Source organism: Paenibacillus profundus, from assembly GCF_021369635.1.
Classification (GTDB): Bacteria; Bacillota; Bacilli; order Paenibacillales; family Paenibacillaceae; genus Paenibacillus_B; species Paenibacillus_B profundus.
This window is the reverse complement of record NZ_JAJNBZ010000013.1, coordinates 54636-78489: the sequence shown is the minus strand read 5'-3', so window position 1 is coordinate 78489 and position 23854 is coordinate 54636. Positions and strand designations below refer to the sequence as shown.

Annotated in this window: 21 protein-coding genes; 15 read left to right on the top strand and 6 right to left on the bottom strand. The window is 50.7% G+C overall.

What is annotated here, in order from left to right:
• Positions 1–91: 91 nt before the first annotated feature.
• Positions 92–445: a hypothetical protein gene (locus LQV63_RS16365; RefSeq protein WP_233697534.1), complete on the bottom strand. Its 354-nt coding sequence runs from the start codon at positions 443–445 to the stop codon at positions 92–94.
• An 87-nt stretch (positions 446–532) separates the two neighbouring features.
• Here LQV63_RS16365 and LQV63_RS16360 point away from each other — a divergent pair, with 87 nt between their 5' ends.
• The 13 genes from LQV63_RS16360 (at position 533) to LQV63_RS16300 (ending at position 16394) form a co-directional block, all read left to right on the top strand.
• Positions 533–1027 carry a hypothetical protein gene (locus tag LQV63_RS16360; RefSeq protein WP_233697533.1) on the top strand — a complete coding sequence of 165 codons (495 nt, stop codon included), beginning with the start codon at positions 533–535 and terminating at the stop codon, positions 1025–1027.
• Between the two features lie 619 nt (positions 1028–1646).
• Positions 1647–2210, top strand: coding sequence for a hypothetical protein (locus tag LQV63_RS16355; RefSeq protein WP_233697532.1), 564 nt, complete (start codon positions 1647–1649; stop codon positions 2208–2210).
• A 348-nt stretch (positions 2211–2558) separates the two neighbouring features.
• Positions 2559–4046, top strand: a complete 1488-nt coding sequence (locus LQV63_RS16350) for an efflux RND transporter periplasmic adaptor subunit (RefSeq protein ID WP_233697531.1) — start codon at positions 2559–2561, stop codon at positions 4044–4046.
• A complete protein-coding gene (locus LQV63_RS16345) occupies positions 4043–4813 on the top strand; it encodes an ABC transporter ATP-binding protein (protein WP_019421320.1) in 771 nt (256 codons plus the stop codon). Before LQV63_RS16350 ends, LQV63_RS16345 begins: the two co-directional genes overlap by 4 nt.
• Positions 4755–5933: an ABC transporter permease gene (locus tag LQV63_RS16340; protein WP_407672930.1), complete on the top strand. Its 1179-nt coding sequence runs from the start codon at positions 4755–4757 to the stop codon at positions 5931–5933. Before LQV63_RS16345 ends, LQV63_RS16340 begins: the two co-directional genes overlap by 59 nt.
• Before the next feature lie 542 nt (positions 5934–6475).
• Complete coding sequence (locus LQV63_RS16335) at positions 6476–9034, top strand: LuxR C-terminal-related transcriptional regulator (protein WP_233697530.1); 2559 nt, start codon at positions 6476–6478, stop codon at positions 9032–9034.
• A gap of 191 nt (positions 9035–9225) precedes the next feature.
• On the top strand, positions 9226–10161 hold the full coding sequence (locus tag LQV63_RS16330) for a sugar-binding transcriptional regulator (RefSeq protein WP_233697529.1): 936 nt from the start codon (positions 9226–9228) through the stop codon (positions 10159–10161).
• Between the two features lie 453 nt (positions 10162–10614).
• Positions 10615–11280, top strand: a complete 666-nt coding sequence (gene deoC / locus LQV63_RS16325) for a deoxyribose-phosphate aldolase (protein ID WP_233697528.1) — start codon at positions 10615–10617, stop codon at positions 11278–11280.
• Positions 11281–11352: 72 nt separating this feature from the next.
• Positions 11353–11748 carry a cytidine deaminase gene (locus LQV63_RS16320; RefSeq protein WP_233697527.1) on the top strand — a complete coding sequence of 132 codons (396 nt, stop codon included), beginning with the start codon at positions 11353–11355 and terminating at the stop codon, positions 11746–11748.
• 116 nt (positions 11749–11864) lie between these two features.
• Positions 11865–13043, top strand: a complete 1179-nt coding sequence (locus LQV63_RS16315; protein WP_019421314.1) for a NupC/NupG family nucleoside CNT transporter — start codon at positions 11865–11867, stop codon at positions 13041–13043.
• A 26-nt stretch (positions 13044–13069) separates the two neighbouring features.
• On the top strand, positions 13070–14251 hold the full coding sequence (deoB, locus tag LQV63_RS16310) for a phosphopentomutase (protein ID WP_233697526.1): 1182 nt from the start codon (positions 13070–13072) through the stop codon (positions 14249–14251).
• Between the two features lie 21 nt (positions 14252–14272).
• The gene (deoD, locus tag LQV63_RS16305; protein WP_233697525.1) at positions 14273–14980 is read left to right on the top strand and encodes a purine-nucleoside phosphorylase; all 708 of its coding nucleotides are present in this window, start codon (positions 14273–14275) and stop codon (positions 14978–14980) included.
• Between the two features lie 112 nt (positions 14981–15092).
• Entirely contained in the window at positions 15093–16394 is a 1302-nt protein-coding gene (locus LQV63_RS16300; protein WP_233697524.1) for a pyrimidine-nucleoside phosphorylase, read from the top strand.
• 94 nt (positions 16395–16488) lie between these two features.
• Here the strand turns inward: LQV63_RS16300 and LQV63_RS16295 are convergent, their stop codons facing one another.
• The 5 genes from LQV63_RS16295 to modA form a co-directional block, all read right to left on the bottom strand.
• Positions 16489–17457 carry an ABC transporter ATP-binding protein gene (locus LQV63_RS16295; protein WP_233697523.1) on the bottom strand — a complete coding sequence of 323 codons (969 nt, stop codon included), beginning with the start codon at positions 17455–17457 and terminating at the stop codon, positions 16489–16491.
• Positions 17458–17542: 85 nt separating this feature from the next.
• A complete protein-coding gene (locus tag LQV63_RS16290) occupies positions 17543–18334 on the bottom strand; it encodes an ABC transporter permease (RefSeq protein WP_019421309.1) in 792 nt (263 codons plus the stop codon).
• The gene (locus LQV63_RS16285) at positions 18331–19107 is read right to left on the bottom strand and encodes an ABC transporter permease (RefSeq protein ID WP_019421308.1); all 777 of its coding nucleotides are present in this window, start codon (positions 19105–19107) and stop codon (positions 18331–18333) included. Before LQV63_RS16285 ends, LQV63_RS16290 begins: the two co-directional genes overlap by 4 nt.
• Before the next feature lie 190 nt (positions 19108–19297).
• A complete protein-coding gene (gene modB / locus LQV63_RS16280) occupies positions 19298–19972 on the bottom strand; it encodes a molybdate ABC transporter permease subunit (RefSeq protein WP_233697522.1) in 675 nt (224 codons plus the stop codon).
• A gap of 26 nt (positions 19973–19998) precedes the next feature.
• Entirely contained in the window at positions 19999–20847 is an 849-nt protein-coding gene (gene modA, locus LQV63_RS16275) for a molybdate ABC transporter substrate-binding protein (RefSeq protein ID WP_233697521.1), read from the bottom strand.
• Positions 20848–21174: 327 nt separating this feature from the next.
• Here modA and LQV63_RS16270 point away from each other — a divergent pair, with 327 nt between their 5' ends.
• Positions 21175–22128 carry a helix-turn-helix transcriptional regulator gene (locus LQV63_RS16270; protein WP_233697520.1) on the top strand — a complete coding sequence of 318 codons (954 nt, stop codon included), beginning with the start codon at positions 21175–21177 and terminating at the stop codon, positions 22126–22128.
• Between the two features lie 243 nt (positions 22129–22371).
• Entirely contained in the window at positions 22372–23739 is a 1368-nt protein-coding gene (locus LQV63_RS16265; protein ID WP_233697519.1) for a polysaccharide deacetylase, read from the top strand.
• Positions 23740–23854 lie beyond the last annotated feature (115 nt).

Below are 23854 nucleotides of genomic sequence, written 5' to 3'. Positions count from 1 at the left end.
ACCGTTAATCTTCCCGGTATTTTCACTGCGAGTGATAAAGAACATTTCCCAATGAGCCGCCAATAGGTTCTATTCATCGCCTTTCTGCTTTTTATTTTCTTTTAACTAAATAAATGATGGCAAATATGGTGAAATAGACAAATGCGAACGCCAAAGAAGTATTCTTCATTGTCTTATCATCGGCAAAAATTTGAATGAAAAAATTAAATCCTAAAACGACTGCGTACCCAGTGTAAACTTCTGTTGATTTTTCTACGCTCTCTGTTTGCTTTCTCCCGTCTATTATTTTTAATGTGAGCACCAAAATCCAGAAATATATAATTGCGCACGAAAGAGCAATATCCTTAATGATCTGATTGGGAATAAAAAAATGAGTAAAAACAGCAATTGCTACGATGACGGCGAGGATGATGTAATGTATTGTTAGTTTTTTCAACAAAACCACTCCTGTTCCTGAAAATCAATACGTTTTGGAGTCAAGACACTGTCGCTTGTCACCGCAATTGCTGTCACCGTTTTTTCATTAGGAAGTGTGGCAAGTGCAGCTGCCAGTCATGTAAGTACGCCTGTTGGCGGAGAAAGTTCGCTGGCCGATCCGAACTTTGTTCAAGCGGAAAGAGTTCTCGATGCAATTGAAAGAATGCCTGACAGCGTCATTAACAGCGGTCCTGATGCGATCATTGAGTGGTTGAATACGAATACGGAGTTTCAAATCTCCGAGTTTGAAACAAGTGGGGCTATTGGGTGCGTGTCTGCAGTAGTAGTAGCCTTGGCATCTCTCGTTTATGCGCCTGCAAAGCTTGCGAAAATAAAAGATGCCATGAAAGCAGCCGGCGGTACTGTGAAATTTGTGAATAAAGATAAAGTGCTGGAAACCTACAAAGTTGCCAAAGGAATGGGCATAGGCACCATGGAGGCTATAAAAATGGGTGTGCAGGATGCTGCCAAAACTGCCGGAAAGGAAGTTGTAGAAGCTATAATAGGATTTTTCGGTGTGGGAGCTATCTACTCCGCTTGCTTTGAATAAAATGGACTCATACATATAGACCTCACGCGGTGAGGTCTATTTTTTTTCCTCATCAGGCCGAATCAATTCATTAATCCCCGTCTCAGCGACTCTATAACTATTCTACTCTCAATGTAATCTTTGGATCGTTTTATGCTAGTCTTCATTTTTAAGCTGCTTATTTCCTCTTAACCAGATAAAGGATTGCAAATATGGAGAAATAGAAAAATGTGCACGCCATAGAAATATCCTTAATCGTATTATCTCCGGCAAAAATTTGAATGAAAAAATTAATCCCTAAAATGACAACGTGTGCAATGTGAACTTTCGTCACTTTTTCCACGCTGTCTTTCTGCGTTCTATCGTCTCTTAACTTTAATATGAATACAAGTATGCAGAAATAAAGAATTATACATGAAAAGGCGATATTCTTAAGCATCTGATCATCGATAAAAACTTGAATGAAAATATTAACTGCTAGAATGACAGCGAGCACAACGGTGGCGATTATAGTGTAAGATATATGCGATTTTCTCAACATAAACCACTCCTATCCCTAAAATCCAATGTTGACAATATTATACACCGTGATAACATTATAAGTGTATAAAATTTCCTTAATAGGAAGGATGCTGGTACAATGTTCAAACGTTTTGGAGTCAAGGCACTGTCACTTGTCACCGCTATCGCTGTCACCGTTTTTTCTTTAGGAAGTGTGGCAAGTGCAACTGCCAGTCATGCAAGTACGCCTGTCAGCGGAGAAAGTTTGCTGGCCGATCCGAACTTTGTTCAAGCTGAAAGGGTTCTCGCTGCAATTGAAAGAATGCCCGACAGTGTTATTAACAGTGGTCCTGATGCTATCATTGAATGGTTGAATACGAATACTGAATTTCGAATCTCCGAGTTTGAAACAAGTGGGGCTATAGGCTGCATTTCTGCAGTAGGATTAGCTCTAATAGGGCTTATTGCTGCACCGGCAAAACTTTTGAAAATAAAAGAGGCTATTAAAGTAGGCGGCGGTACTGTGAAATTTGTGAATAAAGTGCTGGAAACCTACAAAGTTGCCAAAGGAATGGGCATAGGCACCATGGAGGCTATAAAAATGGGTGTGCAGGATGCCGCCAAAACTGCCGGAAAGGAAGTTGTAGACGCTCTAATAGGAATTTTCGGCGTAGGGGCTGTATATTCCAGTTGCTTTGAATAAAATCGATTCGTACATATAGACCTCACGCGGTGAGGTCTATTACTTTTCTATGTTAGGCAGGATGATTCAATTCCCGCGTTAGATCCTCTATATTGATTCAGCCCCAAATAAGAATTATTTCTCCTAAATGACACTTATATTAGTTATTTATATGATATGCCATCGTGCAAAGGAAAGCAAACGGTATCCGAACGGCCTTACGTTTTCAGCATTTATTCAGCTAACGCTCAGTTTGCGCTCAGTTACCTTTAAGGAACCATTCAGCTAGGATGAGTATGATGGGGACAATGAACGGCTCAGACATGTCGCGGGCTGTTCTGTAGAACCGGTAAAGGTGGACTTGACGCGATGAAGAAGTGGATGTACATATTGGGAATCGTCATTGCAGCAGGGGCGGCTGCAGGATTCTATTTTACCCGGCAGCAGACGGAGCAATCGTCGGCGGACCCCGTGCCAACTCGAACGGTACAGGCGACCAGAGGGAGCATAGAAACGAAAGTGTCAGGTTCTGGAATGGTCGAAGTTGCACAAGAGAGCAATGTGAAAGCGGCTTATAAAGGGACAGTCAGCAAAATTAACTTCAAGGTCGGAGACAAGGTGAAGAAAGGACAGACGATCGTTGAGTTCAAAAAAACGGACAATTCCGAGAAGATCAAGCAAACCGAGCTCTCCCTAAAGAAACAGCAATTGCAGATGGAGCAGCTTCAGAAGCAGTATAAAGAAGCGGCGGAGGAAAGCAGGGACTCTATTAGAATTAATATAGAATCGTTAACGCTAGAGATAGAACAAAATGAATCAACGATCGCCAGCTTGCGGAAGGAAGAAGCGGAGAACCATGACGTTGCCGCCCCGGTTGCGGGCACGGTCACGGCGAGCGAGATTGAAGTCGGAGGCGATGTGAACGAGAACACCGTCGTGGCGGTTATCGTCGATTATACCAATCTGGAGTTCACCATGTCGGCGGATGAACTCGATGTGCCGAAAGTCAAGGCGGGACAGACGGCGGAAGTGACGCTGAACGCATTCCCGGACAACGTGTTTACAGGAAAAATCAATACGATTGCCAATGAAGGCAAGAGCTCCAACGGCGTTGCGACCTATGAGGTAAAGATTGGCTTATCCAATGCCGCAGGCGTTCTCTCCGGCATGTCCGGCCAAGCGGAAATTGTTACGAATGCGAAGCAGGACGTTGTTCTTGTCCCGGTAGAGGCGGTCGTCGCCATGGGCGGCAAGCATTTCGTCCGAGTGCCTGGCGGCGGAGGGGCATCCGCCGCAGCGCCTAACGCCGGAGAGCTGCCGTTGGAACGAGCGGGCGATGCGCCGGATGGCGCTCAAGCCGAGCCGGCATGGAGAGAATCCGAGCGGGAAGGCGGCAGCAGGGCTGGAAGCGGTCTGGCGGATGGCGCTGGAAGCGACGCTGGCAGCATGGATGGCCGTGCCGCCGCCGGGACTGGAGGTGGAGATGCAGCAGGAGGCAATACAGGAAGCAGCAATAGAAGCGGTACCCGAGGCAATTCCAGCAATAGGGCGGCTGGAAGCAGCGCAGGCAATGGAGCTGCAGCCGGGCAGGAGAATGACGGCGCGATCCGACGAATGGGCCAGGCTTCTGGCGGAACGCTGAGAGAAGTGACCGTCGGCATCAGCAATGACTCCTATGCCGAAATCATTTCCGGCCTGAGTGAAGGCGACTCTGTAATCCTTGCCGCGCCGCAAGGAAAGGCAGGCGGGTCGACCGAGCAAAGACAGCAGATAAGAGGCATGGGAGGCGGCGTCATGGGCGGCGGCAGCTTCTCGGGTGGCGGGTTTCCTAATGGCGGCGGAGGCAGCCGCCGATGAGAGAGCATGCAGCATCCGGCAGTGGTGATGTCCTGATCTCGATCCGGGACGTGAGGAAAGCATACAGAATGGGTTCAGAGGAAGTGACCATTCTTCGCGGGGTCAATCTGGAGATTCGCCAAGGCGATTTTGTGGCGATTATCGGTCCGTCCGGCTCAGGCAAGTCGACGCTGATGAATGTCATCGGCTGTCTGGATACGCCGAGCTCTGGGAGCTATACGCTGGACGGTATGGAAGTGAGCGGATTAAGCGATAACAAGCTGGCGGAAGTTCGCAATCGGAAAATCGGCTTCATCTTTCAAAGCTTTCACCTTCTTCCGAAGCTGAGCGCTATTGAAAATGTGGAGCTGCCGCTCATTTACCGGGGATTGTCGAACAAGGAGCGCCGTGAAGCGGCAGTCAAGGCGCTGCAGCAGGTAGGTTTGGACGGCAGAATGGGCCATCGGCCGAGCGAGCTTTCAGGGGGACAGCAGCAGCGGGTTGCGATAGCTCGGGCACTGGCCACTCATCCGCCGATTCTGCTTGCGGATGAACCGACCGGCGCATTGGATACGAGGACCGGCAAGGAAGTGTTGGGACTAATTGAGGAGTTGAATAGCGCCGGGCATACGATTGTGTTAATCACCCACGACTTGGAAGTAGCCGCGCGGGCCAAAAGAGTCGTATTCATGAATGACGGCATCTTGACCGAGGAAAGGGGGGACGGGCGTGAAGCTGTCGCAAGGGTTCAGAATGTCATGGCACAGCATTCTGGCCAACAAGCTTAGAACCTTCCTTTCCATGCTAGGGATTTTGATCGGAGTCGCCACGGTAATCTCGCTTGTGGCAATGGGACAAGGCTCTTCCAATGAAGTGGAGAAATCGTTGCAGAGCTTGGGCACGAATATGTTGTCGGTAAACATAATGGGCCGCGGAAGCGTGACGACATTATCCTTGGATGATGCGGTTCACTTGGCCGACGGAATCGAGGATATCGAAGGAGTGGCTCCGATTGTCTCCGGGAATGCAGCCGTAAAATACGGCACGACGGAATCCGCCTCGGTGTCTGTTGAAGGAATTACGCCGGACTATGAGACGGTCAAAGATTTCAAGCATCAGAGCGGCCGCTATATCGTCCCGCTGGATGTGTCGAACTATTCCAGAGTGGCGCTGCTAGGCGTCAATACGGCTGCCGACTTGTTCGGCTCCGAGGACCCGACGGGGAAGACAGTGCTGCTTAACGGCGTCCGGTTCAAGGTCGTGGGACTGCTGGAGCCGAAGGGAAGCTCGCTTGGCGGCTCGAACGACGATAAGGTGCTGATTCCGATTACGACGGCGCAGCGGCTGTTCCAATCGGCAGGCATCCGTTCCATCAGCGTTAAGGTGGCCGAGGAGGATAAGATGGCTGCGGTCGTAAGCCAGATTGAAGCGAAGCTGGCGGAATTGTTCCGCGGCAATACGGACAGCTTCAACGTTTTTAATCAACAGGATGTCAAGGATACGATGAGCTCCATATCCAAGACGATGTCGATGATGATGGCGGGCGTTGCCTGTATTTCGCTTGTCATCGGCGGAATCGGGATTATGAACATCATGCTCGTGTCGGTAACCGAACGCACGCGTGAAATCGGCATTCGCAAATCTCTGGGCGCCAAGAAACGGGACATATTAGTTCAATTTCTGATCGAGGCGATCATTATTAGCGGAATGGGCGGATTGGCCGGAATCGGTCTGGCTTATGCCGCTTGTTATGCCATGACTCATTATTTTGAAATGGCAACTGAAATCAAGGCGAACATTATTAGTTACTCTTTTGTGTTTTCGGCGGCAATCGGCATTTTGTTCGGTATTTTTCCGGCTAACAAAGCCGCTTCCTTGAAGCCGGTAGACGCTTTGCGGCACGATTGAAGAAAGGGACTGGCAGTGCTGTGCTGTTGGCCATTATATGGTTGGTCTATCTGTCAGGCCCATATGAAAAGGCAGCCGGCTCATCCGACATGGATGACATGGCTGTCTTTTTTACTTATGGATGCAACTTTTTGTGCCATACATGTCAACGTGGAAGGTTGGGGTGTCTCTACTTGTCTCATCCATTGGATTTCGTCCAATCAATGAGCCGGGTGCATCTCATTAAAGTCGATTACATTGGATTTCATCCAGTGGTTTGGCACTCTATCCGCATCTATGGCTGAGAAACAGCCCGATCCATTGGACAAATTACAGTCTACATGCCGTTTAGCCGCTGAGTCCGTACATTTGACTGTATATTTTCCAATGGCGCTTACACCGACTTAACCAGGGCCATGGTTAGAAGCCCCGCAAATGCTTGCTTCGACTCAACCTCAGACTAACCAATAGGAGACATTGTCAGCATTCCCCCGCCAAATTTATTTAATTTTTTCCATTATTGCTCTACAATGATAATGGAAATGGGAAAGGGGATACCGACGATGATGATATCCACGAAAATACATCCACCGCGTTCAAGGCTGCCGCTGGTTGAGCGTGAGCGCTTGCTGCAGCTTCTCGATGAGGGCTTGAACTGTAAATTGACCGTAGTTACGGCTCCGGCCGGGTTCGGCAAATCGACGCTGCTTGGCGCTTGGGCAAGCCGTCATGAGCATGCGGCATGGGTGACGCTTGATCGGCAGGAGAACGATTGGGTAAGTTTCTGGTCATATATAATGGCGGCGGTCGGCGCTGCGCATCAAGAGTCCGGTATCCAAGCGGAAGCAATGACATCGCGGATCAATCCGCGCAATCCCCACATCTGGATGGGAGAAGTCATTCGCGTTTTGACTCAGCTGCCAGCCCCATTCGTTATTGTGCTTGATGATTACCATGTCATCGAAAATGAGCAGATCCACCGTTCGATGTCGTATCTATTGCGGCATTTACCAGAATATATTCATATTTACATCGGAAGTCGTAACGAACCGCCTTTACGACTGCCCCAGCTTCGATTGCGAGGAGAATTGCACAAGGTTGGCATGCAAGAGCTGCGCTTTACCGGTGATGAGGGAGCGGCTTTCTTTCAACATTGTTTAAGCTTGCCGCTGGCCCGACGCGAGGCGGACATGCTGGTCGCCCGGACGGAAGGATGGATCGGCTGCATGCAACTCGCTGCCCTTTCCTTGAGGGAGAAACGGGAATATAAGGAGTTTATTCGTCATTTTTCTGGACAACACCGCGATGTGGCTGAGTTTTTGCTCATGGAGGTGTTGGACAATCAGCCGGAGCGCACGAAAAAGTTTTTGCTGTATACATCGATATGCAGCCGGATGTCCGGGCCGCTATGCGAAGCGATTACCGGACAAGCAGGAGGACAGACGGAGCTGGAGGAACTGGAACGCTCTCACCTGTTTGTTATCCCGCTGGATGATGAACGGGGGTGGTATCGCTATCATTATTTGTTTCAAGACTTTTTGCAGGCGCAGCTGAAGAAGCGATTTCCCGGACAGGCAACGAGGCTATATGCGCTAGCGGGGAAATGGCTGGAAGAGCACGGTCTGGCCGAGGAGGCAGTAGAACATTATTTGCTCGGCGAGCAGTATGAAGATGCCTTGCGGATGATCGAGGGGCTTCGGGATCAGATTGCGCAATCGAAGCTGGAGACGATGCTGCGGTGGCTTTCTGCCATACCGCCGCGAATTTTGAATCGGACGCCACAGCTCGATTTATTCTGCATATGCTTGCTGTTGTACAACGGCCGGTTATCAGAAGCGGAAGAGCGAATCGAGGTAATGGAGGCTTCTCTGCAGCAGGCCAGGAATGTGGAATCCGAAGCAGAGCATCGGCTTAGAAGCAGCGCTCTATCGTTAATTCGCATGATGCTGGCGCATCATCAAAGAGATTTTACAGCGGTGCTGCGCTATTTCGAGCAATGTGTCGACGAGGTTCCCGAGAGCAACAGCGGTATCCTGCATCTTATTACTCATCAATTGGACTTGGGTTTAGTAGATAACAATTTGATTGCCCATATCGGAAGCTTGCGTGTGGCGGAACAAATCATATTGCGTTCTATTGAAGTATGGGAGAAGAAGCAACATAGCGCCTTTGCAGCCGTATCCTATGAAAATTACAGTCACCTGCTGTATGAATGGAACCGTCTGGACGAAGCAGAGCATTGGGCGGCGCTAGCGCTCAAGACAAAAGCGGAATCGGTGCCGGTTGCTCTCTATGCCGCCTTTACGATGGCGCGGATTCTGCAGGTGAGAGAAGCTGCCCCGCAGGCGTTGGAAATTATGCTGCAGCTTAAGAACCGTTATACCGTCCAGGAGCATGGGCAGGCAGTTCAGCGAATATCGGTCGAATTGGCGCGGCTCGCCTTGGCGCAAGGAGATATCAAGCAGGCGGAAGCATGGATTCAAGAAAGCGGGATAGATCAATTAGAAGATGAATTTTCCCTTAACCAAATCTATGAATATTATGTATTGGCACAAACGCGGGTAGCGTCGGGGCGATATGAAGAGGCCATTCTCCTCTTGGAGAAGCTGAATCAGCTGGCAAGACAGCACAGCCGTCAAGGTGATGTAGTGCGGACGTTGGCGCTGCACAGTGTTGCATATTATTGTGCAGGCAATGTTCAGCCGGCGATGCATAAATTAGGGGAAGCGCTTGAAATTGCCGAAGAAGAAGGCTATATTCGCTCGTTCACGGATGAAGGGGCTCCGATGCTTGAGCTGCTGGCCGCGTACGTGCGGATGCGGCAAACAAGTTTTTTGCGCGGAGAGAAGTTCCGTGTCAGGTTGGAATATGTCAAAAAATTAATAGGGTGCCTCCGGCAAGAGCATGGAGATGACGAAACGCTGAAGAGCAGCCTGTTGACAGGTCAGGAATTGAAAGTGCTGCAGCTGATCGAGAGTGAACTGACGAACAAAGAGATTGCCGCCGAGCTAACCGTGAGTGTGGCTACGATCAAAACCCATATTAACAATATTTACCGCAAGATGAATGTGAAGAGCCGCTTCGAGGCGGTGCATCGCGGAAAAGAACTGCACTTATTATGACAATGCACCCCTTAGAATTCATTGGATAAACCATGGAGAGAAAATTCCTCTGTTTAGTCGGCCTGTCGAACTTATTTGCAACGCCGTTATGTAAAAAGTCACCTATAGTGTATAATTAGACATGCATTTTTCATACTGTTTTTTGAACATGAACTTATGGAATGAATCATCTAATAAAAGTGGGTTGTAACATGGATAACGAGAAACAGCGGTTAAGCATTGAAGCGGCAAGACTTTATTACCTTTCTGATTATAGTCAATTAGAAATTGCGACAAGGCTCGGTGTCTCCCGTCCGACCGTGTCCCGATTATTGCAGCATGCCAAAGAACAGGGCTATGTGCGTATCAACATAGTCGATCCACTTGAAGATTTGGATGCTTTGGGTGAGCAGGTTAAGCAAAAGTATAATTTGGATACTGTCCTTGTGTGCTATTCGCCTTTGAACGAGTATCAAGAAATTCAGAAGCATATCAGCAAGAAAGCGGCTGATTATTTGCATGAAACGGTTCAGGATGCGGATATTATCGGCGTAACCTGGGGGAGGACGATGCATGCAGTGGCGCTTCAGCTGCAGCAAAAGCAGGTGCGAGGCGTGGAGGTCGTTCAATTAAAGGGCGGCGTAAGTCACTCCCACGTCAATACGTACGCGGCTGAAACGGTGAATTTATTCGCCGCGGCGTTCCAAACCATTGCCCGTTATTTGCCGCTGCCCGTCATATTCGACAGCATCGCTCTCAAACAGATGGTGGAGCAAGACCGGCATATTCATCGTATTATTCAACTGGGTAAACAGGCGAATATTGCTGTCTTCACCGTAGGAACGGTTAAAGACGATGCCCTTCTGTTCCGGCTCGGCTACTTCAGCAAAGAAGAGCAAAAACTGCTCCAAAGCAGTGGTGCAGGCGATATATGCTCCCGTTTCTTTGACGAGAAAGGGAACATATGCAGTGAAGAAATCAATAATCGTACGGTAGGCATCGACCTTGCGGAGCTGCGCGATAAGGAAAAATCGATTCTTGTTGCCGGAGGGCAACGGAAAATCGAATCGATCAGGGCCGCCCTGATCGGCAAATATGCCAATATATTAGTGACTGATCAATTCACCGCGCAAGCGTTGTTAAAATAATCACCCTGCCGCAGCAGGGATTGCACCCCTTAGAATAGACATTGAGATCAGCCTCTCAGTGACGAGCTATATCTAAGGGGTTTTTTGTTTCCAGAAATAACGATACGCTGCCATGTGCTTCTCTCCACTCTCCCTCTCATTCAGAAAGGCATCTCTCCGCAGGTGGGCTGTCGGTGATATGCATTCCGTAACCGTTCTTCTCAGAAAATGCAGTAATATTCACCAATTAGATAAAATAGTCTAGCGTATGGAAATGCGGGAACCATTGTTACTGACCGAAGTGGAGAGTGATCGGAAGCGCCGAATGGAGTGAGTATCTCCTCTTTATTCGACCTTGAACAAAATTTCAAACTACCATTTACATATGTTCAATACCTGTGTTATGATGTGCATGAAATCAATATAGTGCACCATAAACAGGTATGAAAATAGAGTAGGTAAGGAGTGTAGAGCATGAGCATAGCAGGAATTATTGATCATACGCTTCTGCGGGCGGACGCCACGAAAGAGGACATCGCCAAGCTTACGGAAGAAGCGAAGCAATATCAGTTCGCTTCGGTCTGTGTCAACCCGGCATGGGTGGCTTACTCGGCAGAGCAGCTAGCAGGCACGCAGGTCAACGTATGTACCGTTATCGGTTTTCCGCTGGGTGCCGCCACTACCGCAGTCAAGGCTTATGAGACGAAAGACGCGATTGCCAATGGGGCAGACGAAGTGGACATGGTTATTAACATTGGCGCTTTGAAAGCACAGGATTACGAACTGGTTGAGAAGGACATTAAGGCAATTGTGGAAGCGGCTTCAGGCAAAGCGCTCGTAAAAGTCATTATTGAAGCTTGCCTGCTCACCGATGAGGAGAAGGTGCGCGCTTGTGAATTAGCTGTAAAAGCGGGCGCTGACTTTGTCAAGACATCTACCGGCTTCTCTACAGGCGGAGCGACTCGCGAAGATGTTGCTTTGATGCGCCGCACCGTCGGTCAACGTGCAGGTGTCAAAGCTTCCGGAGGAGTCCGGAGCTTGGAAGACATGAACGGCATGATTGAAGCGGGAGCAACGCGCATCGGTGCCAGTTCCGGCGTTCACATCATGGAGGGCGATCAGTCGTCATCTTCTTATTAATCTATATAAGAGCGTGTTTCAGAAGTCCGTTAGGGACTTTTGAAACACCCCTACAAGAGGAGGATATGTCGCATGAAAGAACAGTTGATTCAAGAAGCGATTGAAGCGCGCAAGCACGCCTATTCCCCTTATTCCCGCTTTCAGGTCGGCGCCGCAGTGCTGGCAGGAGGAAAAGTGTACCGTGGCTGCAACGTGGAGAACGCGTCCTACGGCTTAACCAATTGTGCCGAACGAACCGCGATCTTCAAGGCCGTCTCCGAGGGAGAGAGCAAGATTGAAGCCATTGCCGTGGCGGCGGATACGGAAGGTCCGGTATCTCCATGCGGCGCTTGCCGGCAGGTGCTGGCCGAATTCTGCGATAGTCAGACGAAAATATATTTAACCAATCTTCATGGCAACACCGAGGAATGGACGATGGAGCGCTTGCTGCCGGGAGCTTTTCAGGCGGGAGATATGGACACTGATTAATAGAATCAACAAGATTTCTTTTTTTAATTCAAATGTAAGCGTTTAATATGTTGCCTGCGCAAGTTTTTCGCAAGTCAATTTAATCTGCACATGCTCAAGCATGGGGGGAAGTACGAATGAAATATGTAATCGCTATTTTGGGCGTATTGATCGTTTTCGGGCTCACATACGCCGCCAGCAACGATAAACGCAATATTCGCTATCGTCCGCTGGTGCAAATGGTTATTCTGCAAGTGATATTGGCATTCATTTTGTTGAATACGAGTGTGGGCGAGCTTCTAATCAAGGGGTTTTCTTCCGTGTTTGAGTCGTTGCTCGCCTATGCGGCAGATGGAGTGAACTTTGTCTTCGGCGGTATCGCGAACGAAGGGCAGGCTCCGTTTTTCTTGATGGTGCTGCTGCCGATCATATTCATTTCCGCGCTGATAGGCATTTTGCAATACACGAAGATTTTGCCGTTTATCATTAAATATATTGGACTAGTGTTGAGCAAGGTGAACGGCATGGGCAAGCTGGAATCGTACAATGCGGTGGCATCCGCGATCTTGGGGCAATCTGAAGTATTCATTTCCGTGAAGAAGCAAATTGGCTTGCTGCCGGAGCATCGTTTGTATACTTTGTGCGCTTCTGCGATGTCTACCGTGTCGATGTCGATCGTCGGCGCGTACATGCTGATGATCAGTCCCAAATATGTCGTCACGGCGCTCGTGCTGAACCTGTTCGGCGGGTTCATCATTGCTTCCGTCCTTAACCCTTACAAAGTGTCGAAAGAAGAAGACATATTGGAGGTTCAGGAGGAACACAAGCAGTCCTTCTTCGAAATGCTTGGCGAATACATTATGGACGGCTTCAAGGTAGCCATTACGGTGGCTGCGATGCTGATTGGTTTTGTAGCGTTGATCGCGCTGGTCAACGGCCTGTTTGACGGATTGTTCGGCATTACATTCCAACAACTGCTGGGATATATTTTTGCGCCGTTTGCGTTTTTGATGGGCGTGCCTTGGAAAGAAGCGGTAGATGCAGGCAGCATTATGGCGACGAAGATGGTAGCCAACGAATTCGTGGCGATGCTGGATCTGTCCAAGCAAGCCGTTCTGTCTGAGCGGGCGACGGGTATTGTATCCGTTTTCCTAGTCTCGTTCGCCAACTTCTCGTCCATTGGCATTATTTCCGGCGCCGTGAAAGGATTGCATGAGAAGCAAGGCAACGTGGTTGCCCGCTTCGGTCTCAGATTGCTGTATGGCGCCACGCTGGTCAGCGTATTGTCTGCAACGATTGCCGGTTTGTTCCTATAATAAAATGAGGAAGGAGAGGAGAAGACATGGATTCATTTAAACGCATTCACCTCATTGTGATGGACTCGGTAGGCATTGGAGAGGCCCCGGATGCCGCCCAATTCGATGATATCGGCGCTGACACGCTTGGCCATATCGCGCGCGAACGCGGGGGGCTGAACATGCCGAATATGGCAAGACTGGGCTTGTCCAACATCCGCAACATCCAAGGCGTGCCTGAAGCAGACCAACCGCTTGCTTACTATTGTAAAATGCAGGAAGCCTCCAGCGGAAAAGATACCATGACCGGTCATTGGGAAATGATGGGGCTGTATATCGATACGCCGTTCCGTGTGTTCCCGGACGGATTCCCGGATGAGCTCATTCAACGGATAGAAGCGAAGACAGGCCGCAAGGTCATCGGCAACAAGGCGGCCAGCGGCACTGAAATCATCGAAGAGCTCGGGGAAGAGCATATGAGGACCGGTGCTCTTATCATCTACACTTCTGCCGATTCGGTGCTGCAAATCGCGGCTCACGAGCAGGTCGTGTCCTTGAATGAGCTGTATGATATCTGTACATTCTGCCGGGAAATAACGCTGGATGATCCTTATATGCTCGGCCGGATTATTGCCCGTCCATTTGTAGGCGAACCCGGAAAGTTCACCCGGACGCCCAATCGCCATGATTATGCGCTTAAGCCGTTTGGACGCACGACAATGAATGAGCTGAAGGATAAAGGCTATGATGTCATCGCTTTGGGGAAAATCTCCGATATTTTTGATGGCGAAGGGATTACAAAAGCGGTAAGAACCGTTTCCAATATGGACGGGATGGATAAGCTGATTGAAGCGCTCGATGAGCCGTTCACCGGTCTCAGCTTTCTGAATCTTGTCGACTTCGATGCGCTGTATGGCCATCGGCGAGATGCGCACGGGTATGGTCAAGCGTTGGAGGAATTCGATGCGCGTTTGCCGGAAGTATACGCCAAAATGACGGAGCATGATCTCTTGATCATCACCGCCGATCATGGCAACGATCCGACGTATAAGGGCACGGACCACACTCGGGAATATGTGCCGATGTTAGCCTATTCCCCGCGCATTGTGGCGGAGGGGACAGAGCTGCCGCTTCGTGGAACGTTCGCCGATATCGGCGCCACGATAGCCGACAATTTTGGGGTCGCTATGCCAGAGCATGGCACCAGCTTTTTGACGAATTTGCAATAAACCTACTTGGAGGAATCGATCATGAGTGTGCACATTGGAGCGAAGCAAGGCGACATAGCCGACACGATTTTGCTGCCGGGTGATCCGCTGCGGGCAAAGTATATCGCTGAAACTTACTTGGAGGAGGTTGCCTGCTACAATGACGTTCGCGGTATGCTCGGTTTTACGGGAACATATCAAGGGAAGCGCGTATCGGTTCAAGGTACTGGGATGGGGATTCCCACGACAAGCATTTACGTGAATGAGCTGATTAACGAATACGGCGTCAAAAACTTGATTCGCGTAGGAACGTGCGGCGCCATGCAGAAGCATGTTCAGGTGCGTGATGTGGTTCTCGCCCAGGCTTCCTGTACGGATTCCAGCATGAACCGCCATGTTTTCAATGGGTATGATTACTCGCCGATTGCCAGCTTTCCGCTGCTGCTAGCGGCATATGAACGCGGGATATCCAAAGGGTTGAAGCTGCATGTCGGCAACATTTTCAGCTCGGATATGTTCTACCGCGACGATAAGTCCGTCGTACAGAAGCTGATGGATTACGGCGTGCTTGGTGTAGAGATGGAAACGACTGCCTTGTATACGCTTGCCGCCAAATACAGTGTAAACGCGTTGACCATTTTGACTGTGAGCGATCATTTGCTTACCGGGGAGGAAACGACGGCAGCGGAGCGACAAACAACCTTTGGCGATATGATGGAGGTAGCTCTTGAGACCGCGATTTCCCTTTAAGAGGTTCCCCTTTTGATCACGAAGCATCCCAAGATGGGATTTGTCCAACCAGCATTTTGCAAAATATGCTTTTGCAAAATGACTTCAATGCATACAGTGAGGAGAAAAGACGATGAGAATGGTGGATTTGATTGCGAAGAAGCGGGACGGCAAGGAACTGACAACTGAAGAAATCAATTTCATTATTGATGGATATACAAAAGGCGACATTCCGGATTATCAAGTCAGCGCCTTGGCAATGGCCATCTATTTTCAGGATATGAACGAGCGTGAACGGGCCGATTTGACCATGGCCATGGTTCATTCCGGAGACACTATCGACCTGTCGGCGATACAAGGCATCAAGGTAGATAAGCACTCCACCGGAGGCGTAGGCGATACGACCACTCTGGTATTGGCTCCGCTTGTAGCTGCTTTGGATATTCCGGTGGCGAAGATGTCCGGACGCGGGCTCGGCCATACCGGCGGGACGATTGATAAATTGGAAGCCATTGAAGGATTCCACGTAGAGATCAGCAAAGACGAATTCGTGAACTTGGTAAATGAGCATAAAATCGCTGTTATCGGACAAACTGGCAATCTCACGCCAGCCGACAAAAAGCTGTATGCATTGCGCGACGTTACGGCAACCGTAAATTCGATTACACTTATTGCGAGCTCGATCATGAGCAAAAAAATCGCGGCAGGATCCGATGCCATCGTGCTGGATGTGAAGACCGGCGCAGGCGCGTTCATGAAAACCGCTGAAGATGCCAAAGAGCTGGCCCATGCCATGGTCAGCATCGGCAACAAAGTCGGACGCAAGACGATGGCAGTCATATCCGACATGAGTCAGCCGCTCGGCAGCGCGATCGGCAATTCCTTGGAAGTGAAAGAGGCCATTGATACGCTCCGAGGTCACGGGCCGAAGGATCTGGAGGAGCTGTGCTTCGCGCTCGGAAGACAGATGGTCTATCTCGCCGGCAAAGCAGATTCACTGGAAGAAGCCGAAGAAAAGCTGAAAGAAGTCATCCATAACGGTAAAGCGCTGGAGAAATTCAAAGAGTTTATTGCCAATCAGGGCGGAGATTCTTCCGTAGTAGATGACCCGGACAAATTGCCAAAAGCAGCCTATATCATAGAAGTGCCTGCGAAGGAAGACGGCATGGTCGCCGAAATCGTGGCAGATGAAATCGGAACCGCAGCCATGCTTCTCGGAGCGGGACGCGCTACCAAGGAATCCGAAATCGATCTGGCTGTAGGATTGATGCTGAACAAGAAAATCGGAGACAAGGTCAAAGCCGGAGAGTCACTGGTGACCATTCATGCGAATCGGGAAAGCGTGGACGATGTTATCGAGAAGATTTACGCGAACATCCGCATTGGCAGCCATGCGGAGACGCCTGTACTGATACATGACATTGTGACGGAATAGACGGAACGGTTGTTGCTTAGGCCGAAGCTTTAATAAAGGAGCCGAGCGAGAGTCAGGGCATGTTTTCCTGCTTCTCCCCGGCTCTTTTTCTATCTCAATACACCCGATGAATAATATCCTCGAAATTAGGCTCCTCCATATGAACGTCCTCTAGCTCTCCGAATTGCTCCAACAGCCGCAGCGCTTCCATGGCGCTTAATTGCTCGCGGTTGCATTCGACGGTCAGCGTGCGTCCGGCACGGCTGTGGCAACGAAGCGGAGCAGGAACCTCATGCTCCATGCTTTCCGCCTTGTTGTACGTGACGCGGATAATAGTAGGGAGGCCAATCCTCCGGCGGAGATCGTCAATCGTGCCGTCGAAGCCGAGGCGGCCGTGGTTAATGACGATGACCCGGCTGCACAACTGCTCGATGTCGTCCATATCGTGTGTCGTCAGCATAATCGTTTTACCCAGATTGAGGTTGATATCTTTAAGAAACTGGCGAATGTTCCGCTTCGCAATGACGTCCAGCCCGATGGTCGGCTCATCCAGGAATAGAATGTCTGGATCGTGCAGAAGTGCTGCGGCGATGTCGGCCCGCATCCGTTGCCCGAGCGACAACTGCCGGACAGGGGTGTCGAGGAATTCGTCCAGAGCAAGCAGCTCCCGCAGCTGCCCGAGCCGTGTTCGCTTCTTCGCCGCATCCATCCCGTACATGGCGGCAAGAATGTCGTAGGAATCGCGGGTCGGCAGATCCCACCACAGCTGTGTCCGCTGTCCGAATAGGACGCCAAGCCGCTTCGTCACCAGCCGGCGCTCCTGGTGCGGACTGCGGTCGAAGATTCGCACTTCCCCCGAGGTTGGATGGAGAATGCCGGACAGCATTTTGATCGTCGTCGATTTTCCGGCGCCGTTCGGGCCGATGTAACCGACGAATTCGCCGGGTTCAATCTGGAAGCTGATGCCGCATACTGCTTCCTTCACCTGATAGTCTCGGGAGAACAGGGAACGCAGCCCTTTGAACGGCCCTTCCTTCGGCGCCGCTCGACGGAACTGTTTATGCAATTCAGTTACAGTAATCATGGAAGTATCTCCTCCTGCCGCGTTGGCGGCCCTCATCGTCTTGGTTGTGTGTGTGTCATCTTGTTTCCATTGGCCGAACAACCGGTCAACTGCCCGTGCTCTGGTATCGCGCGAGTCCAATCTTCCATGCCCGCAAGGCGATTGTGAACAACGCCAGCGCGACCAGAATGGATAAGCCGACCAGCCAGATCCCGGCTTCGTGCCGCAGAATGTACAACGAAGGCATATAATTGGCGAACCCGACCGGAATGACGCTAATAAGCAATCCCTGCAGCCATTTCGGATAAATGCTCATCGGATACTGCGCCGCCGTCCGTGCCGCATCTTCGGTAATGTTCTGCAGCTCTTCAATCCGGGTAATCCAGAATCCAGCCGTTGCCGTAAGCAAGCCAATGGCGAACAGCAGCACCGATCCCGACAGGATGACGATGACGGTGAGGGGCAGTGCGGTCCAGGTGATCTGGCCGGTCTGCATCATGGTTCCCATGCTAAAGGCAAGAATGGCGATGCCTTGAATGAGCTCGCCGAACTTGATCGAGAAATTTTGCGACATAAGCGCGAGCAGAACCGGGACGGGACGCAGCAGCAGGCTGTCCAGGCTGCCGGTGACCAGATACTTTTCCAAATGATGCACATCGGAGGCGAACATCCGGTACAGTGCCTTGGACAAAGACAGCACGGCATACAAATATCCGGCTTCCGCCAAGCTCCAGCCTTTGATATGGCCGAACTTAAGCAGTATGACCGCCAGCATAAGAAATTCGACGACATTAATAATCGCAGCCATGATGCTCGAGAACCAGAAGTTGAACTTATATTGCATCCGGCTGCGGATGCTTGCGCGTACGAGAAGAGCGTACATGTGAATCCATTTCATCCGCCCTGCACCTCCACTTTGCGCCGCATCATCCCGGTAACGGCGAGACATACGACAGTGAATAGAGCGCACCAAAAGAGCGACCCGGCGAGCGCAGATGGAGATTCCATCCCCAAGTAAATTCGAGTCGGCACATAATGCAGAAATGGATAGAACGACGCGCGGCTAATCGCGGCGAGCCACGGCGGGAGCCATTCAATCGGGATGAGAAAGCCGGACAACAGCATGCTGAACGCATAGTTGACCCAGTACAGCCAGCGGGATTCGGTCGTCCACAGCGCGGCGGCCCCGATGATATAGTTCAAGCAGATGGAAATGTACGCGGCAAGCGTCAAAGCTACAGCGGTCCACACGTAAGTGATAACGGATGAGGGGACGTGAAGCGGCAATACGAAGAAATAAAGCGCGTAAATCGGAAGAAACTTGTACACGAACTGGTAGGCAATCTGCCCCCATTCCTTGCTCATGAGCTGATAGAACAGATGAACGGGACGGACGAGATCGAGGGCAATCTGCCCGGTTCGCACGGACTGCTCCATGCCGAGTCCGTTGTTGAGAAAGGCGGCGATCCATAAGCTCGCCTGATTGAACGCGACATAGCTGATTATGCCATTCAATCCGTATTCGCCAAGCGAACGGCCTTCGCCGATGCCTGTCCAGACCGATACGTAAATGAGGCCGAACAGAGCGCTTGCGATGTTGTGCACGAGATGTGCACTGCGGTACTGCAAGTTGCTGAGATACATTTTGCGGGCCAACGTTAAAAAAAGCATTCAACACCTCCGTCATCATCATGAATTGCGGCAAGCCGACACTTCGATGCAGGGTGAAATGCGCGTAGAGAGAGCGAGGAATATAATACCAAACTTTGAGCAGGAAACGCAATAGTTATTTTTTGCGGGATGAGAAAAACACAATACTAAGGAATATGGAACTGTTATATACAGCAATGGCCGACTGTCGTCACCGCGTACTGCGAGTGCCGGCGTCCCTCTGCCCTTGATTGGCGACAAAGAGGAGGAGGAAGGAGATGGCGATCATACAGCCGGACCATGCCCAAGCGAGCGTCGTATTGCCAGCGTCCACGGCAAAATAAATGGCGGTCGGCACGGTCTGCGTGACGCCCGGAATATTGCCGGCAACCATCAGCGTCGCGCCGAATTCACCGAGCCCGCGCGCAAAGCCGAGGATGTAGGCGGTCACGATGGAACGCGAGGCGAGTGGAAGCGTGATATGGCGGAATACTTGCCATTCGCCGGCTCCTTCTACCCGTCCCGCCTGTTCCAGCTCGGTATCGACCGAGGCGAAGCCGACCTTGAGCGATTGATAGACGAGCGGGAAAGAGACGACGACGGCTGCGATGACACCGCCCGACCAGTGAAAGACGAGCGGGTGGCCGAGCCACGCCTCAGCCCATTCGCCTAAGCGGCTCCGTCTGCCGAGAAGAACGAGCAGGATGAAGCCCACCACGGTAGGAGGGAGGACGAGCGGAAGCATAAAGGCCGTTTCGAGCAGCGTCTTGCCGCGAAAGCTGCGGTTTTTCAATAACCAAGCAACGGTGATGCCAAGCCCCATTACGATGAGGCTTGATACGATCGTAATTTGCAGAGAGAGTAGTACTGGACTCCAGAACGACACCTTTCCTCCTCCTTTCGTGTGGACAACTAATCGGCAAGATGGAAGCCATAGCGCTCAAAAATGTGACTTGCTTCCTCGCCAGACAAGTATTGATACCATTCCTGCGCTTCTGTCGGATGAGATGTAGCCTTTACGATACCCATCGGGTAGACGATCGGCTTATGCATAGAGGAGTCGACCGTATAGGCGATGAGCGCTTTATTGGCGGTAATCGCATCCGTACGATAGACGAACCCGGCATCGACATTCCCCGTTTCCACGTAGGAGAGCACTTGGCGCACATCCTTCGTTAAGACGAATTTGTCGGCCAACGGCTCCCATAACTTCGTTTTTTTCAGCACTTCTTGCGCATAGCTTCCAGCGGGCACGCTCTCTGGCGCTCCAATAGCGATCCGCTTTACTTGCTCCGTGCCGAGCGGCTCCAATCCCGTCCACTCCGCTACTTGATTGTTCGGTACGATGACGACGAGATCGTTCTTCAGCAAGGGGCGCTGCCACTTGTCATCGATCAAGCCGTTTTGCAGCAACTCGTCCATTTGCTTCTTGCCCGCGGAGATGAATAAATCTGTCGGTGCGCCCTGTTCAATCTGCTTCTGCAGTGTGCCAGAAGCACCGAAGTTAATTAGGACCTTTACATTCGGATGGTCTTTCTCATAGGATTGCTTCAGTTCTGCCAGCGCATCCTGCAGACTGGCGGCCGCGGAGACGGTCAATTGGACCTCGGGCGGTTGCGTGTCCGTGTTCCCATTGGCTCCAACTCCTGTGTTGGCGCTGCAGCCGCCCCCCAAGAGAGCGACGAGGGACAGCATGAGGATGAGCATCATTCCAAGGTGCGTTTTCATTCGGTATGGTTGCAGGCGCTTCTTCTTCAACATCGTTAATTCCTCCCTGTATGTACCGTTCAGTTGGATGAATACACAATTCCCCTGTCTAAGGAATGGGATAAGCTCACCTTTATTTTGCCTAAATCAGCCTGCAAACATATTCGTTTATAATAGCAAAGTGCAAAATCGGTGAAACCAGTTTGTTGTGCAATCATTCATTTCCAAACGCAGCATAACTTTATGTTTCATTATAAATAGTTATAACAAGTTATAAGTGGTGATGTCTAACATTTTTGTGACAAGGCGATCACGGCCTGCCTTGTCAAGTGGCCGATCCGATCGTATGATCGAAGAAAGCGCATACCAAGGAGGTTCGGAATGCCCCATTCCATGTCCTATACGGTCCATGAGATCGCACAAATGCTCAAAGTATCCAAGTTGACCGTTTATGATTTGATCAAAAAAGGCGAACTTCGCGCATACCGCGTCGGCAAGCAAATGCGGGTCGACGGCGTTGAGCTGGAAGCATACAAGCAGCGCGGGCAACGTTACGAAGCAACGGCTTATTACGGAGAAGCACTGTCAGAATCGCGGCTCATCAGCCATAGGGCGGCGGCTCCCTTGCCGTCATCTCAACTTGTCATTACCGGACATGATGCATGTCTTGAATTATTGTCCAAACATTTGGAGCGAGAGAATAAATCGATTCGCCCGCTGCGTTCGTTCGTCGGCAGCATGGAAGGCTTGATCGCGCTCTTTCACGGCGATGCTCATATCGTGAGTACGCATCTGTTCGACGGCGATACGGGGGAGTACAATCTTCCTTATATACGCAAATTATTAGTCGGTCTTCCCTATATGGTCATTCATGTGGCCGCACGTTCGGCGGGATTATATGTCCAACCCGGCAATCCGAAGGGGATTGCTTCATGGACCGATGTGGCCAAGCCAGACATTATGCTGGTGAACCGGGAGCGGGGATCCGGCGCGCGCGTGCTGCTGGATGAGCAGCTGCGGATCAACGGCTTGAAGAGAGAAGTACTGCACGGATATGGAAACGAGGAGACGACGCATTTAGCGGTCGCAGGACAGGTCGGGAGCGGACAAGCGGATGTCGGGGTTGGCATTGAGAAGGTTGCCTATGCAGTCGGTATTGATTTTGTGCCACTCATGCAGGAACAGGTTGATCTCGTCGTTCTGAAGCAGCCCGAGCATATGCCGTGGATCGACATTCTGCTGCAAGTGCTCCGTTCTGCTGCATATCGGGAAGAATTGATGGCGATTCGAGGCTATGATACAAGCCGGACCGGAGAGATCCGCATGGAAGCATAGAATAGGGATGGAGATGTTCTCTCCAAAATACGATAGACCCGGCGGAATCCGATCGGGTCTTCTGCGTGTGAATGCGTTATCTGGCATAATCTATGAGTTGCCAGTCATTTTTTCGGGTACCGTTCATATAATCTAGCAATACGGCTTATGAACTAAGCTCTGAAGTCTCTCATCATTGGATTGAATGAAGCAATTATCATACCATTATTATAGTGTGAATGGAAAAAGAGGAGGAGCAAGAACATGAACGAACGCAATCGTAAGATGGAGCTTCGCATTTTGGCGGCGCTATGTGCGCTGCTCGTCCTGGCAGGAACCTGGACAGCCTTTGGATGGAAATCCCAAATGGAACAAGTCGCTTACGCTTCCTCACAGCGAATGATGATGGAAGAACGCGCGGCATCGGATATAAAGCAAACCGCGGCACAGAGCGCCGGAACGGTGAACGTGGAATGGACGGCGAAGGCGGACAAGCCTTCTGAAGAAGCTGCAGTATTACCGAGCGGCGGTAAAACAGCGCTAGCGGCAGCGCCGGCCAAGAAACATGAAAAGGTAATCTATTTGACGTTTGATGACGGACCGAGCATACATACCTCAGATGTTCTCGATATTTTGGACAAGGAAAACATAAAGGGCACCTTCTTCGTGCTGGGACAGCAGGCGGAGCGCAATCCCAAGCTGGTGGAACGTATCGTAAAGGAAGGGCATGCGATTGGCAATCATAGCTATAATCATGAGTATAAGACGTTATACAGCGATTTCCGCAATTTCTGGAACCAAATCAAGCGTACAGGCCAAATCGTAGAGAAAATCATAGGCTACGAGCCGGTACTGGTGCGAGCGCCGGGCGGCACGATTATGAATTTCGACAAGCAGTACTTTGAGTTAATGGATAAAGCGGGGTACTTGGTCTACGATTGGCATGTAGACAGTGCGGATTCGAAGCGCCGCGGCGTACCAGCCCGAGAAATCGTGCAAGCAATCAAAAAGGGAGCGCTTCTGCCAGAGACAGTCGTGCTGATGCATGATGGGGTTGGGCATGACGAGACGGTCAAGGCGCTGCCGGACATCATTGCATTTTACAAATCAAAAGGCTACACCTTCGACGTGCTGTCGCCGGAAGTGAAGCCAGTTCAATTCCACGTTGGCTCCACGGCGCGGTGGAAGCGTTCGCCGGTGAGCACTGCGTGGATTCAAGACAACGTTAAGCCTATCGAGACTCTAGTGGCGGCAAAGGATCCAATGACGTTCACCGTGGAGACGGATCAAGGTCAAATCCGCTTGGAGCCAGATCAGTTCATGAGCTATGAAGATAAGACGTATGTGCCGCTGCGCATGCTCGTTGAGAAGCTGAACGGGACGGTCAATTGGAATGTGGAGTCGGACCGCGTGAACGTCGAATGGAATCAGACGGCCGTTGAGTTTGATTTGAAGCAGGGGCAGCTGTCGCAGACGATGCCAGACGGGACGATTCAAATACATGAGGCTGATCTTGTCTCGCAGAATAAAATGACGTGGGTGCCGCTGCGGGTGATGCTGGATGCATTCCAAGTCAAAATGTTTCATTATGAGCTGGAGCCGGTTCAACCCGAGAAGCCAGCCGCGGCTTAGGCATCTATTCAGAACCGAGAAAATGGGATGAAAGTGAGAAAGGAGGAACGGAGCGTATGGGAAACCTACGTGAGTACCGGAGTTTCCACATGAGTCCGAGTTTCGAAGCCGAGAT

What these genes read in the sequence shown, in the direction of transcription:
- LQV63_RS16355 (WP_233697532.1), top strand. Translation starts at nt 1,647, where the DNA reads ATGTTCAAACGTTTTGGAGTCAAGGCACTGTCACTTGTCACCGCTATC.
- LQV63_RS16350 (WP_233697531.1), top strand. Translation starts at nt 2,559, where the DNA reads ATGAAGAAGTGGATGTACATATTGGGAATCGTCATTGCAGCAGGGGCG.
- LQV63_RS16345 (WP_019421320.1), top strand. Translation starts at nt 4,043, where the DNA reads ATGAGAGAGCATGCAGCATCCGGCAGTGGTGATGTCCTGATCTCGATC.
- LQV63_RS16335 (WP_233697530.1), top strand. Translation starts at nt 6,476, where the DNA reads ATGATGATATCCACGAAAATACATCCACCGCGTTCAAGGCTGCCGCTG.
- LQV63_RS16330 (WP_233697529.1), top strand. Translation starts at nt 9,226, where the DNA reads ATGGATAACGAGAAACAGCGGTTAAGCATTGAAGCGGCAAGACTTTAT.
- deoC (WP_233697528.1), top strand. Translation starts at nt 10,615, where the DNA reads ATGAGCATAGCAGGAATTATTGATCATACGCTTCTGCGGGCGGACGCC.
- LQV63_RS16320 (WP_233697527.1), top strand. Translation starts at nt 11,353, where the DNA reads ATGAAAGAACAGTTGATTCAAGAAGCGATTGAAGCGCGCAAGCACGCC.
- LQV63_RS16315 (WP_019421314.1), top strand. Translation starts at nt 11,865, where the DNA reads ATGAAATATGTAATCGCTATTTTGGGCGTATTGATCGTTTTCGGGCTC.
- deoB (WP_233697526.1), top strand. Translation starts at nt 13,070, where the DNA reads ATGGATTCATTTAAACGCATTCACCTCATTGTGATGGACTCGGTAGGC.
- deoD (WP_233697525.1), top strand. Translation starts at nt 14,273, where the DNA reads ATGAGTGTGCACATTGGAGCGAAGCAAGGCGACATAGCCGACACGATT.
- LQV63_RS16300 (WP_233697524.1), top strand. Translation starts at nt 15,093, where the DNA reads ATGAGAATGGTGGATTTGATTGCGAAGAAGCGGGACGGCAAGGAACTG.
- LQV63_RS16295 (WP_233697523.1), bottom strand. Translation starts at nt 17,457, where the DNA reads ATGATTACTGTAACTGAATTGCATAAACAGTTCCGTCGAGCGGCGCCG.
- LQV63_RS16290 (WP_019421309.1), bottom strand. Translation starts at nt 18,334, where the DNA reads ATGAAATGGATTCACATGTACGCTCTTCTCGTACGCGCAAGCATCCGC.
- LQV63_RS16285 (WP_019421308.1), bottom strand. Translation starts at nt 19,107, where the DNA reads ATGCTTTTTTTAACGTTGGCCCGCAAAATGTATCTCAGCAACTTGCAG.
- modA (WP_233697521.1), bottom strand. Translation starts at nt 20,847, where the DNA reads ATGTTGAAGAAGAAGCGCCTGCAACCATACCGAATGAAAACGCACCTT.
- LQV63_RS16270 (WP_233697520.1), top strand. Translation starts at nt 21,175, where the DNA reads ATGCCCCATTCCATGTCCTATACGGTCCATGAGATCGCACAAATGCTC.
- LQV63_RS16265 (WP_233697519.1), top strand. Translation starts at nt 22,372, where the DNA reads ATGAACGAACGCAATCGTAAGATGGAGCTTCGCATTTTGGCGGCGCTA.